This is a genomic window from Aeromonas sp. FDAARGOS 1414, assembly GCF_019047065.1.
Classification (GTDB): domain Bacteria; phylum Pseudomonadota; class Gammaproteobacteria; order Enterobacterales; family Aeromonadaceae; genus Aeromonas; species Aeromonas veronii_A.
This window is the reverse complement of the sequence record NZ_CP077210.1, coordinates 2,022,179-2,034,891: the sequence shown is the minus strand read 5'-3', so window position 1 is coordinate 2,034,891 and position 12,713 is coordinate 2,022,179. Positions and strand designations below refer to the sequence as shown.

The window sequence follows — 12,713 nt, the reverse complement described above, 5'->3', positions numbered from 1 at the left end:
ATGAAGTCACTCCGTTTGGTTACTCTGCTCTGCTGTCTGCTGCCTTTGGGGATGGCTAATGCCGCCCGGATAAAGGACATCAGCTCGGTAGAGGGGGTGCGTAGCAACCAGTTGATTGGCTACGGTCTGGTCGTGGGTCTACCCGGTACCGGCGAGAAGAACAACGCCTTTACCGAACAGACCTTCCGCACCATGCTCAACAACTTTGGTATCAAGGTACCGGACAACATCAAACCCAAGATCAAGGATGTGGCGCCGGTGGCAATCCATGCGGATTTGCCGCCGTTTGCCAAGCCGGGCCAGACCATAGACGTCACTGTTTCTGCCATCGGTGAGGCCAAGAGCCTGCGCGGTGGTACGCTGCTGCAGAGTTTCCTGAAAGGGCTGGATGGGCGGGTCTATGCAGTCGCGCAGGGCAGCCTGGTGGTCGGCGGGTTGGGTGCCGAGGGGGCTGATGGCTCCAAGGTGGTGGTCAATACTCCGACCGTCGGCCGCATTGCCAATGGTGCCACTGTAGAGCGAGAGGTGCCCAATGCCTTCAGCCAGGGTGACACCATCACCTTCAATCTCAATCGCCCCGATTTTACCACCGCGCGTCGGTTGGCCGATGTGGTCAACGATCTGGTGGGGCCCAATACTGCGCAGGCACTCGATGCCACTTCGGTCAAGGTTTATGCCCCACGAGATCCGGGTCAACGGGTCTCCTATCTGGCGACTATCGAGAACCTGGAGGTGGATCCGGCCAACGAGGCGGCCAAGATCATCGTCAACTCCCGCACCGGCACCATAGTTATCGGCAGTCAGGTGAAGCTCAAACCGGCGGCCATCAGCCACGGAGGCCTGACGGTGACCATAGCCGAAAACCAGCAGGTCTCTCAACCCAACCCGCTGGCAGGGGGCGAGACCACGGTCACCAACAACTCGACCATCAATGTCCAGCAGGAGCCCGGGCGGATGTTCAAGTTTGATACCGGTGCGACTCTGGACGATCTGGTCCGTGCGGTCAATCAGGTCGGGGTCGCCCCCGGTGATTTGATGGCTATCCTTGAGGCGCTGCAGCAGGCAGGTGCCATCGAGGGGCAACTGGTCATATTGTAACTGGCGGCAAGTGATTGCCACGGGTGGCAATGAGGTAAGCAAAATGGCGGAGTTTGACACCAACAGCGGCATGAATCTCGGGGTGGTGCAGGATATCAAGAACCTGGACCGTCTGCGCCAGATGAGCCACAGCAAAGAGGGACAGGCCGAGGCACTGCAGGGGGCTGCGCGCCAGTTCGAGTCAATCTTTACCCAGATGTTGTTTCAGAGCATGCGTCAGGCCAACGGGGTGTTGACTCAGGACAACCCTATGAACAGCAGCTATACCCAGTTCTATGAAGGGATGCTGGATGAACAGCGAGTGGCAGACATGTCCAGCAAGGGGGGGCTTGGATTGGCTGACATGGTGGCCAGGCAGCTCTCACCGGCGACATTTGTCCATCAGGATGGCCGGGTGCTCAAGATGCCGCAACGGACGGAACGGGTCTATAAACCCTACGAGCCACCCAAGACGGCTGCCACTGATTTGATCTCGGCATCAAAAGTTGGCAAAGATTTTGCTGAAAAAGAGATGACCGAGGGGGTCAAGGAGAGCCACGCACTCACTATGCCCCGTCGACCGCACCGCAGCATTCCGCCCATGGGACGCATGGCCAGCGAAGAGGGCAGTGCCGCCAGTAGTGGGGGCAAAGAGTTCGATACGCCGGAAGAGTTCGTTAATCGCCTGATGCCGCTGGCCAAGAAAGCGGCCGACAAGTTGGGGTTAAGCCCGGCGGTACTGGTCGCTCAGGCGGCATTGGAGAGCGGCTGGGGCAAACGGGTGATCAAGGATGGTGAAGGGCAGATGACCCATAACCTGTTTGGCATCAAGGCCGATCCTCGCTGGGAAGGGCCCAAGGCGGTAGTCAGCACCCTGGAATATGAAGAGGGAGTGGCGTCCCGCCAGAAAGCGGCGTTTCGTTCCTATGGCTCGTTTGAAGAGAGCTTCAACGACTATGTGGACTTTCTCACCTCCGGTTCCCGCTACAAGGGGGCCCTGGCCAGAGTGGACAGTCCGGATCGCTACTTCGAGGCGCTGCAACAGGCGGGTTATGCCACTGACCCGCACTATGCCAGAAAACTGAAACAGGTATTGCGCAGTGATGCCATTGCCCGATACAACGAGATGGAGCTGTAACATATGGCAAGCGATCTGCTTGGAATTGGTACATCGGGCGTGCTGGCACAGCAGCGCCTGCTGCAGAGCACCAGTAACAATATCGTAAACGTCAATAGCCAGGGCTATGTGCGTGAGCGTACGCTGGTGTTTACCAATGCCATCGGTCTTGGCACCGGTGACATCAGGACCGAGCGGGTAATCAACAGCTATATGCAGGGAGAAGTGCGTCGCGATACCTCTGCCTTTTACGCATCCCTGACTCATTACGAGCAGTTGGCCGGCGTGGATCGCCTGCTGGGAGACAGCAGCAATAGCGTAGGGGAGACCATCACCTCTTATTTCAAGTCCTTTCATTCGGCAAATGAATCACCCGCCGAGATCGGTGGCCGCAAGGTAGTGATGACGGAGCTGAGCGGTATGGTGAACCGCTTTCACACACTCTCGGCCCAGCTCGACAAGCAGAGCGATACCCTCAACACCCGTATTGAAGATGAGACCAAGCAGGTCAACAGTCTGCTCACCAGCATCAATGATCTCAACCAGGCGATCATCCGTACTCAGGGGTCTCCCGAAGAGAACCTGATGCTGTTTGATCAGCGTGACGAGGCGATCAGGCAGCTCTCCGAGAAGATGGATATCCGTACCGTAACCCAGGCTAACGGCAGCGTATTGGTCAATATGAGCACTGGTCATTCGCTGATCCTGGATGGGGGCGTTGCCCAGTTCAAGGTGGTGGCGGGCGATCCCGATTCCCGTGATCAGGAGTTGCAGCTGACTCTTGGCGACAATCAGGCTCTCATCGATCACGATACCTTCGGGGGGGCCATGGGAGGGCTGTTCAAGGCGCGTACCGACCTGGAGCCGACCAAGCGTGAACTGGGCCAGCTGGCCGTTGCGATGGCGGATGCCATGAACCAGCAAAACCGTCTCGGGATGGATCTGGACAACGAGTTGGGCAGCGATATTTTCACCCTGCCAACCAGCAAGGGATTGCCTTATGGCGACAACACAGGGTCGGTCGGAGCGAATGTCAGCTTTGTACCTGGCAAAGGAAGCTCTGTAACCCCCTTCGACTATGAAGTGCGCTTTAGCAGTGCGACCGGATATGAAGTGTTCTCGCTGGACAAATCTGGTAATCGCACCTCTGTGGCGACGGGCACCACGCCGCCAGCAACGTTTGAACTGGCTGGCCACGGGATCTCGATCGATCTCACCGGTACGCCAGCGGCAGGAGACAAGCTGCTGCTGCAACCAACCAAGGGGGCTGCCGCCGGGCTGGCTCAGCAGATCAACCGGCCGGAAGACCTGGCCTTGGCTGCACCTCTCAAAGTACAGAAGACTACCAACAACATCGGCAGTGCAGACATCAAGCTCGATGGCATCTTCAATACCGGAACGGGTTCCGGTTTTGGTACCAACAGCCTGGATCCCGCCGCTCCCCAGATCGTCAAGATCGGCAATAACGGCAATTATGAGGTGTATGCCGGTGATGGCACTACCTTGATCGGTGTCGCGCCGGCAGCCAGCAAAGGGCAGAATTTGATGGCCTCGATAGTAAACCCCTTTCCGGGTGGGCCTGCGGTCTACAGCAACCCGAAACAGAGCCCGGGCTACGAGTTCAGCATTACCGGCACGGTAGAACAAACCGACAGCTTCCAGCTTAGTTACAACACCAATGGTTTTGCTGATAACAGCAATGGTCTGGCAATGGCTGAGTTGCAGAACAAGGATCTGGTACGCAAAAGCACCAATGGTGGTACCACCAACGACAAGATGACCTTTAACCAGGCTTACTCCGGGTTGGTGATGGAAGTGGGTAACAATACCAGTCAGGCAAAAACCCTGCTCAAGGCTAATGAATCCAAGCTGATCCAGAGTACCGGGATCTACGAGAGCGTCTCCGGGGTCAATCTGGAGGAGGAAGCGGCCAATCTGATCCGTTTCCAGCAATCTTACGCGGCATCCGCGCAGGTGGTCAGTACGGCCAAAACCATCTTCGATACACTGCTTTCGTCCGTGAGGTAACGTCATGCGCATCACTACAAACATGATCTACGATCGGAATCTTTACTCCCTCACCAATACCAACGAGCGACTGGACAAGGCCTATCAGCAGCTGCAAACCGGCAACAAGTTTCAGAGCGCCGGTGAGGATCCGGCAGGCATGAGCCAGAAGATGGCGCTGACCAAAGAGATTGAACTGTTTAAACAGTACGGGGTGAATGGCAGTTTGCTGCAGAACAGTCTGGGGCATGAAGAGACGGTATTGGACTCTCTCAATACTGCGATGCTCAGTGCCCAGACCCTGATCCAGAAATCCAATAATGGTGCCATTAGCCTGGATGACCGAAAGGCCATTGCCAGTGAACTGGAAGGGTTGCAGCAGCAAATGTTTGACCTGATGAACAGCAAGAACTCATCGGGTGAATTTATTTTCGGGGGCAATCAGAGCAAGACCCAGCCCTATGTGAAAGATGCCAACGGTAAATACATTTATCAGGGAGATCCTGGCCAGCGAAATATTCAGGTATCGCCCACAGTGCAAATTGCTGCCAATGACTCCGGACAGGATCTGTTTGAAATCGTAGCAACCAGAAGAACCGCCAGTGCCACCAGTGCGAATATCAAGGTAGGGGTCGGGGATCAGGGGGATTTTGATAATTTCTATAAATCCAGTTACGACCCGGCACTGCCCAGCAACACCTACACAGTCTCCACCACAATTGGCCCGCCCGATACCTATGATATCAAGGATGCGGGTGGCAATACCCTGCAGACAGGTAATTACACTCCCGGTACCAAAATACCGTTCAATGGTCTCGAACTGACACTGGATCAGCCTGCAGGTGGTGCAGCACAGCAGTTTGCTCTCAATCCTCCCAAGAATGACAACGTGTTGAACGGGATGTCAGACTTCATTACGGCTCTGCGTGATCCCAATATTTCAGCCGAGAGTTTTGAGCAAAAAGTGGCCGATGCCACCGTTCATATGAAAAATGCCCGTTTGAACATTGATCATGGGCTGGGTGAACTGGGTGGCCGGATGAACAGTCTGGAGCAGGTGATGGGTTCCAACGAGGGGTTGAGCACCCTCAATGCCGAGGCGAGAGCCAAGGTGTCGGAAGCCGATCTCTATGAGGTAATTTCAGCACTGTCAAAAGAGGATGCGGCATTGAGTGCCTCGCAGCTCTCGTTCAGCAAAATAAGTCGTCTGACGCTATTTGACTATATTCGCTAAGAAAAGGCCCCTAGGGGGCCTTTTTGCTATGCATCCCCGGCAGAGTTCCCCTGATATGTTCCGACAATTGTAACAAGCTGTTGCCATACCCTGTTTCCTGGTTGAGGCGGGGTTGACCTCCCTGCGGGATTGGATAATCATGCCGCCCGCACAACAGAGGGTTGTGCATATTATTTGCAGCATCTCGTTAGGCGAGGCTCCTGTATAAACACAGGCCACTGATCTCACGACGTCCAGAGACGCCCAAGATCAGGACAGTTTTCATCGGATTAAGGTGTAAACCCAAGTGGCTTCCGGCATGCCGGATACGTTATGCAGTGCTAAAGCTGGTACGTGGGGATGATGACACGCCGAACGGCGTCATTTCCTGCCTATTACTCGTCAATCAAATTGCTGTTTTCTTTCAGACAGCGAACGGTCTCCGCTCGCGCTCAGGCTTGCCTGAAATCACATGAGGTTCTTTGTGATGAAGAAAACACACACCATTCTCAACCGTCATCAACTGCTCGATCTCGCCAGCCTGCAAGGCTGGCTGGAACACAATCTGGATCCGGTTCAGCGCGCCGATCAGCTGCTGACCCTGCGTCCGGAAGAGCTCAACTGCATCTTTGACACCTTGCCTGCGTCAGAAGGGGCAGAACTGATCGCTTCTCTCTCCGCAGAGAGTGCCGGTCGCCTTTTGCTGCGGCTCCATGGCAGCATCGTCAGCGTGTTGCAGGAGGCTATTCCCCGTCGCGAAATGGTGGCTATCCTGCGCAAACTGAGTCGTCAGGATCGCACCATGTTGCTGGCTCGCTTCCCGACCCAGGCGCAGGCCATCTACTACTCACTGCTGGATTGGCCGCCTGAGTCCGTCGGGGCCAATATGCGCCACGAGTATCTGGCAGTGAGCGAACAGGATTCCGTCGGCAAGGCCAAGCAGCTGATCCACGATGCCTGGGACAATGCCCAGCTGTTCCGCCACATCTATGTGGTCAACGTGGATGGCCGTCTACAGGGGAGTATCTCGCTCAAGAGCTTGCTGATTGCTGACCCCGAGGCCAGTGTCGCTAACCTGATGGACCGGGAGACGGTGCGGATCAACGCTCGGGCTGATCAGGAGCTGGCGGCGCGCCTGCTGATCGACCGCGACCTGTCGGTATTGCCGGTCGAGGACCAGGGGCGACTGGTCGGTATTTTCCACGTCGATGATGCCGCCGACATCCTGGAGCTTGAATCTACCGAGGATGCCGAGATGCAGGGTGGCTCATCACCGCTCGATACCCCTTACTTGCAGGCGACCCCCTGGCAGTTGTGGCGCAAACGGGTGGGCTGGCTGCTTATCCTGTTCGTGGCGGAAGCTTACACCGGCACCGTGCTGCGGGCATTCGAGGAGCAGCTGGAAGCCGCCATCGCGCTGGCCTTCTTCATTCCGCTCCTGATCGGTACTGGCGGTAACAGCGGCACCCAGATCACCACCACCATAGTACGTGCCATGGCGGTCGGGGAGGTGAGTCTGCGCAATCTCGGCACCGTGCTGAAAAAGGAGCTCTCCACCGGTCTGCTCATCTCGGGGGCCATTGCCATGGCGGCCTGGGTACGGGCATGGAGTCTCGGCGTCGGTCCCCAGATTGGCATGGTGGTGACCTTTACCATCATCGCCATCGTGCTCTGGAGTGCCACGGTCGCATCCATTATTCCCATGGTGCTGCGTCGTTTCCGCATCGATCCGGCGGTGGTCTCTGCACCCTTCATCGCGACGCTGGTGGATGGTACCGGCCTTATCATCTACTTCGAGATGGCCAAGCTGTTGCTGCCCGAGTTGCAGTAACCGGGAGATTGAGATGCAAAAGGCAGCCATTGGGCTGCCTTTTGCATTTATCTTTTTCCGGTTTAGCCGAGCTGGAACAACAGTGGCCAGCCCTGCTCCTGGCAATAACGATGCTCCTTCTCCAGATTCTGCATCAGGAGACGGTTCTCCTCGCACCAGTCGATCGGCAGGGTCACGACCAGCTGATCCCCTTGTACCGCGACTTTCCACTCAGGCAGCAGGTTGTCCTGGCGCTTGTGGTGAGCGGCGACTGCGAGGCGCAAGATGCGGATGCAACGCAGCACCGTTTGCATGTCGTGGTTGGGCAGGGGAGGCAGCTCGGAGAGCTTGAGCCCCTTGCGCTGGAAGCGTACCAGCGCTGCCAGCAGGGCCTGATCGTCCTGGTTGAAGCCAGGCAGGTCTGTGTGTTGCAGGATATAGGCGGAGTGGCGATGAATGCCGCTGTAGTTGATGGCTAGGCCGATTTCGTGCAGCCGCGCTGCCCAGCCGAGGATGGCGCGATAGGGCTCAATCTCCATCTGCCAGGGCTCTTGCAGGGCATCAAACAGGGTCAGCACGCTCTGCTCAACCCGGGCTGCTTGTTTGCGGTCCATCCGGTAGTGGGTGCCGAGCGCCTGCGCGGTACGCTCGCGAATATCGTGGTGCTGCAAGCGTTCCTCGAATTCATAAAGCAACCCTTCACGCAGGGCACCATCGGAGTAGTCGAGCCGCTCTATGGGCAGCGAGGTAAACAGCCCGAGCAGGATGGCGACCGCAGCGGCAAACACCTCCTGACGCTCCTCGGTAAGCCCGACCAGTTTGAGGTTATCCACTCGCTTGCGCTCAATCATCAGCGCCTTGAGCCGCTCCAGCCCCTCCAGCGTAATGCTGCCGTCAGTCAGCCCTTCCCCCTGCAGCACGTCGCGCACGGTACGAATGGAGCCTGAGCTGCCAAGGCAGCTCTGCCAGCCCAGCTTGCGGTACTGGTTGACGATGGGGGCGAGTTGGTGCTGCGCCTCTAGCACGGCATTGGTGAAGTGTTTGTCGCTCAGCTTGCCGCTGGCGAAGAAGCTTTGGGTAAAGCTGACGCAGCCCATCTTGCGACTGGTGAGGGCCTTGTGTTCAAAGCCTTCACCGATGATGAGTTCGGTGCTGCCGCCGCCGATATCGATCACCAGTACCTGGCCCTCGATATGCTGGGTATGGGCAACCCCCTGATAGATGAGCCGTGCTTCTTCCTGCCCGCTGATGATCTCGATGGGGTGGTTGAGCACCTTGGCTGCTTCACTCACAAATTCGCGCGCGTTGCTGGCACGGCGCAATGTGTAGGTACCGGCGATGCGGATCTGATCCGGTTTGATGTTGGTGAGCCGCTCGGCAAACAGCGACAGGCAGGCGAGGCCGCGTTCCATCGCCTCCGGGCTCATGCGCTTTTGCTCATCCATCCCTTCCGCCAGCCGCACCCGCTCCTTGATGCGATCGACGATGCGAAAACGCCCTTCGCTCAGATGGGCGATCACCATATGAAAACTGTTGGAGCCGAGATCCACGGCGGCATAGAGACTATTGTCCATTGTTTGACTCGATACGTTTGAGATAGTCGTAAATCGCCACCTGAGAGCGGATCTTGCGGCGGTTGCCCCGCTTCACATATTCGTTCTGCTGGTCGGCATCAATGACCCGCGCCTTGCAGGTATCACTCAGTTGTAGCTCGAGAATATCCATGATGCGCTGCTTGAGCCGCTCGTCATAAATGGGGGTGCCCACCTCAATACGGCCGTCGATATTGCGGCTCATCCAGTCGGCGCTGGAGATATAGAGCTGGGGGTTGCCCTTGTTGTGGAACACCATCACCCGCGGGTGCTCGAGGAAGCGGTCGATGATGCTGATCACCTTGATGTTGTCACTTAGGCCCGGTACGCCCGGACGCAGGGCGCACATGCCACGGATGATCATCTGGATCGGTACTCCCGCCTGTCCGGCGGCATAGAGACGGTTGATGAGATCCTTGTCCACCAGATTGTTGATCTTGAGGATGATGCCGCTCGGCTGGCCCGCCTTGGCGTTGGAGAGCTCGTTGTCGATGAGGCGATAGAGCTGACGGCGGCTGTTAATGGGGGAGACCAGCAGGTGATTGAATTTGTAACGCTTATAGGGGTACTCGATGTATTCAAACACCCCTTCCACTTCGGCGGTGATATCCGGATTGCGGGTCAGCAGCGAGAAGTCGGTATAGATCTTGGCGGTCTTCTCGTTGAAGTTCCCGGTGCCGATATGGGCGTAGCGCACCGCCTCGCCATTTTCGTGGCGGGTGATGAGGCAGAGCTTGGAGTGGATCTTGAGGCTCGGCACCCCGAACACCACCTTGACCCCGGCATCGGTGAGAATATTGGCCCAGTCTATGTTGGCCGCTTCGTCGAAACGGGCGCGCAACTCGACCACCACGGTCACCTTCTTGCCGTTGTTGGCGGCATCGATGAGGGAGTGGATGATCCGCGACTTCTTGGCCACCCGATAAATGTTGATGCGAATGGCGCTGACCGCCGGATCGAACGCCGCCTGGCGCACCAGCTCGGTGAAATGGTGGAACTTGTGGTACGGGTAGTAGAGCAGGATATCCTGCTTGGTAATCGCATCGAAGGCGTTGACGAAGCCGTCAAAATCGCGGCAATCGAGGGCCGGCAGCTTGGGGTTTTCCAGATAGTCACGGCCCACGTTGGGGAAGCCGATGAAATCCTTGAAGTTGTGGTAACGCCCGCCCGGCATGATGGCATCGTAGGAGCTGATCTGCAGCTTGAGCTTGAGGAAGCTTATCATGGCAGCAGGCATCTCCCGCTCGTAGACGAAGCGCACCGGCATGGCGGTGAGGCGCTGCTTCAAGCCGTCACTCATCTTGTCCACCAGGCTCAAGTCCAGCTGGTCGGAGAGATCATATTCTGCATCCCGGGTCAGCTTCACCGCATAGGCGGCAATCTCGTCGTAGTCGAAGAAGCCCTTGAAGATCTCGTCGAGGCAGAAGCGGATGACGTTATCCAGAATGATGATCTGCTTCTTGCGGCGGGTCCCTTCCGGCGGCAGCTGGAAGAAGCGGGGCAGGTCGTCGGTCGGCACTTCCACCAGGGCGTACTGGATCACCTGACCGTTCTTCTTCATCTCGATGGCCAGATAGGTGTACTCATCCTTGAGGAATTTGACCGGATTGACCTCTTTGTTGAGCAGGATCGGGATGATGTGACGCAGCACCTTCTCCTTGAAGAAGACCCGCAGCCACTTCTGAATGGCATCGGAGAGCTGGTTCTCGTTGACCAGAAAGATGTTGTGGCGGGCCAGCGCAATCAACAGCTCTTTATAGGTGTTGTCGAACGCTTCACCGAGCGCCATCACTTTTTGCTGGATGGCGCGCAGCAGCACTTTCGCTTCATCGTCGCCACCATGTACTTCATTGATGAGGATGCGACGCTTGACGTCCGATACCCGTACCTTGAAGAACTCATCCTGGTTGGAGGAGAAAATCCCCAGAAAACGAACCCGCTCGATGAGGGGCACCGTCTTGTCCATTGCCTCTTGCAACACCCGTTCATTGAATGAGAGCCAGCTCAGCTCTTTCTCTTCATACTGCTTGTCGGTGCTCATCTTGTGCCTCTGTTTCAGGTCGCGTCTGCGCGGCAGTTATGGCGTTACTATATGACAAATAAATGACAGTATTGTTACTGCTCGCTGAACCCTTCGTCGATGTCGACCACCAGATCGTCGGAGAGGGATTCCAGCGCGGTGATAAGCGTATCCATCGCGAGCCCGTCGGGCAGGGCAACCAGTGCATGGGCGTAGAAGAGCGGGGCGCCGGAGTGGGGGGCTGGTTCACAGCCGGTGGTGAGATCGGCCACGTTGATCTCGAGCTGGCGCAGGATGCTGGCTACTTCGTGGACGATACCGGGGCGGTCGTTGCCGGTCACTGTCATCATGACTTGATGGGCTGGCTCGGTGGTCGGTGTCCCTTCGGCAAAGCTGATGGTCAGACCCGGTAGCAGGGCCAGTGCTTCACACAGGCTGCGATAGTGCTCATCGGGGACAGAGACATGAAGGATACCGGCAAACTGGCCCGCCAGTTCGCTCATGGCGCTGCCCAGCCAGTTGCCCTGCTCGCGGCTGATGACAGCAGCCAGACTCTCGACGATCCCCGGTTTGTCTGCACCGATCACGGTGACCACCAATTGTTTTTGCATCCTGCTCTCCTTGAAATGGGATTTCTCTCTTGCTCTCCATTGTGCCTGCTGTAGCAGGCCATATGAACCCCCGCCCATGAGCAAATAGATAAAAAGCAGGGACTTTTACACTTCCCATAAGCTTGTCTGCTGCATCGCCCGGTAGCGGCTGTGGTAAAGTGGGGCCCCTTTCGTGTTGTGAACTGGATCGTGCTCTCATGAATACCCTTGTCCTATCGGGATTGCTGTTGCTGGCGCTGCTTGTGCTGGCGATCTTCTGGAGCAGAGGCAGACAGCAAAAGCGCCTGCCCTATGATATGCAGGAGACCCTGTTCACTCCCGCCGAACGATCCTTTCTCGGGGTGCTGGATCTGGCGGTGGGTGACAAGGCCCGGGTCTTTGCCAAGGTGCGGGTGGCCGATGTGCTGACGCCGCAGGCCGGGATCGGCAAAAGCAAATGGCAGCAGTACTTCAACAAGATCAGCGCCAAGCATTTCGACTATCTGCTTTGCCACCCCGCGGATCTCTCCTTTATCTGCGCCATCGAACTCGATGACAGCTCCCATCGTCACCAGAAGCGCAAGGCGCGGGATCTCTTTCTGAAAACCGCCTGCGACAGCGCCGGTCTGCCGTTGCTGCAGATCCCGGCAAGTGCCAGCTATCTGGTGGAAGAGCTGCGCGAACAGATCCTGCCGCTGCTGGTCAAAACCAGCGAACCCTTGATTGACGATTTGCCGCACGGGGCGCGCCGCGAGCCGACGTTCAACCCTCTGCTGCTGGACGGCGTGGATGTCGGTGCCGGGATGCGTGGCCGCACTGCCCAAGCCGAGGCTGTCTCGCCCTCGTCGCTCCACGAACCTGCCATCCGGGCCAAGGGGATGGTGGATACACCACAGAGTGAGGGTGAGCTGGTCGATGGACTGTTCGCCGATGTAGAGGAGGACGAGGAGCTCGAGGTGCAGCATTGCCCCCGTTGCGATGCGCCGCTGGTGGAGCGGGAGGCGAAAAAAGGCCCCCACGCCGGTCGACTCTTCCTGGCCTGTAGTCGTTTTCCCGAGTGTCGTTATGCGGCGCCGCATCACCACCACAGCCACTGAGTTCATCTGACCGTGCTGCATGCTGCCCTCTGACGAGGGCAGTTTTCTTTCCGCCATTGGCGGCGTTTGCTAGCGGCGCCAATGCAGAAAATTCCTCGGCAAAATTTATCTAATCTCCCGTTTCTATCGATACACTTAGCCTGAATACGACAATTTTTGACAATGTGTCGGTTTTTTGGCACTTTGTGTG

Annotated in this window: 9 protein-coding genes and 1 riboswitch; of the genes, 6 read left to right on the top strand and 3 right to left on the bottom strand. The window is 57.2% G+C overall.

The features are described 5' to 3' along the window. The 5 genes from I6L44_RS08910 to mgtE all read left to right on the top strand — a co-directional run bounded on the left by I6L44_RS08910 (position 1) and on the right by mgtE (position 7,245). Positions 1 to 1,098, top strand: coding sequence for a flagellar basal body P-ring protein FlgI (locus I6L44_RS08910; protein ID WP_216954108.1), 1,098 nt, complete (start codon positions 1 to 3; stop codon positions 1,096 to 1,098). Between the two features lie 43 nt (positions 1,099 to 1,141). Beyond that, positions 1,142 to 2,215 carry a flagellar assembly peptidoglycan hydrolase FlgJ gene (flgJ, locus tag I6L44_RS08905; RefSeq protein ID WP_216954107.1) on the top strand — a complete coding sequence of 358 codons (1,074 nt, stop codon included), beginning with the start codon at positions 1,142 to 1,144 and terminating at the stop codon, positions 2,213 to 2,215. A gap of 3 nt (positions 2,216 to 2,218) precedes the next feature. Then, positions 2,219 to 4,222 carry a flagellar basal body rod C-terminal domain-containing protein gene (locus tag I6L44_RS08900; protein ID WP_216954106.1) on the top strand — a complete coding sequence of 668 codons (2,004 nt, stop codon included), beginning with the start codon at positions 2,219 to 2,221 and terminating at the stop codon, positions 4,220 to 4,222. Between the two features lie 4 nt (positions 4,223 to 4,226). Beyond that, positions 4,227 to 5,435, top strand: a complete 1,209-nt coding sequence (gene flgL / locus I6L44_RS08895) for a flagellar hook-associated protein FlgL (protein WP_216954104.1) — start codon at positions 4,227 to 4,229, stop codon at positions 5,433 to 5,435. Between the two features lie 176 nt (positions 5,436 to 5,611). Next, positions 5,612 to 5,781, top strand: a riboswitch (M-box (ykoK) riboswitch). A 120-nt stretch (positions 5,782 to 5,901) separates the two neighbouring features. After that, on the top strand, positions 5,902 to 7,245 hold the full coding sequence (mgtE, locus tag I6L44_RS08890) for a magnesium transporter (protein WP_216954102.1): 1,344 nt from the start codon (positions 5,902 to 5,904) through the stop codon (positions 7,243 to 7,245). 62 nt (positions 7,246 to 7,307) lie between these two features. Here mgtE and ppx read toward each other — a convergent pair whose 3' ends face one another. The 3 genes from ppx to I6L44_RS08875 all read right to left on the bottom strand — a co-directional run bounded on the left by ppx (position 7,308) and on the right by I6L44_RS08875 (position 11,447). Next, on the bottom strand, positions 7,308 to 8,798 hold the full coding sequence (gene ppx / locus I6L44_RS08885) for an exopolyphosphatase (protein ID WP_139444045.1): 1,491 nt from the start codon (positions 8,796 to 8,798) through the stop codon (positions 7,308 to 7,310). Beyond that, a complete protein-coding gene (gene ppk1 / locus I6L44_RS08880; protein WP_005350671.1) occupies positions 8,788 to 10,857 on the bottom strand; it encodes a polyphosphate kinase 1 in 2,070 nt (689 codons plus the stop codon). The genes ppx and ppk1 overlap by 11 nt, the downstream gene beginning before the upstream one ends. 74 nt (positions 10,858 to 10,931) lie before the next feature. Beyond that, positions 10,932 to 11,447, bottom strand: coding sequence for a glycine cleavage system protein R (locus I6L44_RS08875; protein WP_139463284.1), 516 nt, complete (start codon positions 11,445 to 11,447; stop codon positions 10,932 to 10,934). A 197-nt stretch (positions 11,448 to 11,644) separates the two neighbouring features. On the opposite strand from I6L44_RS08875, the gene I6L44_RS08870 reads away from it, so the two are divergent. Beyond that, positions 11,645 to 12,523, top strand: a complete 879-nt coding sequence (locus I6L44_RS08870; RefSeq protein WP_216954100.1) for a DUF2726 domain-containing protein — start codon at positions 11,645 to 11,647, stop codon at positions 12,521 to 12,523. The last annotated feature ends 190 nt before the right edge of the window (positions 12,524 to 12,713 follow it).

Bases quoted from the DNA above. Each gene is read 5' to 3' on its own strand.
- I6L44_RS08910 (WP_216954108.1), top strand. From the start codon at position 1: ATGAAGTCACTCCGTTTGGTTACTCTGCTCTGCTGTCTGCTGCCTTTG.
- flgJ (WP_216954107.1), top strand. From the start codon at position 1,142: ATGGCGGAGTTTGACACCAACAGCGGCATGAATCTCGGGGTGGTGCAG.
- I6L44_RS08900 (WP_216954106.1), top strand. From the start codon at position 2,219: ATGGCAAGCGATCTGCTTGGAATTGGTACATCGGGCGTGCTGGCACAG.
- flgL (WP_216954104.1), top strand. From the start codon at position 4,227: ATGCGCATCACTACAAACATGATCTACGATCGGAATCTTTACTCCCTC.
- mgtE (WP_216954102.1), top strand. From the start codon at position 5,902: ATGAAGAAAACACACACCATTCTCAACCGTCATCAACTGCTCGATCTC.
- ppx (WP_139444045.1), bottom strand. From the start codon at position 8,798: ATGGACAATAGTCTCTATGCCGCCGTGGATCTCGGCTCCAACAGTTTT.
- ppk1 (WP_005350671.1), bottom strand. From the start codon at position 10,857: ATGAGCACCGACAAGCAGTATGAAGAGAAAGAGCTGAGCTGGCTCTCA.
- I6L44_RS08875 (WP_139463284.1), bottom strand. From the start codon at position 11,447: ATGCAAAAACAATTGGTGGTCACCGTGATCGGTGCAGACAAACCGGGG.
- I6L44_RS08870 (WP_216954100.1), top strand. From the start codon at position 11,645: ATGAATACCCTTGTCCTATCGGGATTGCTGTTGCTGGCGCTGCTTGTG.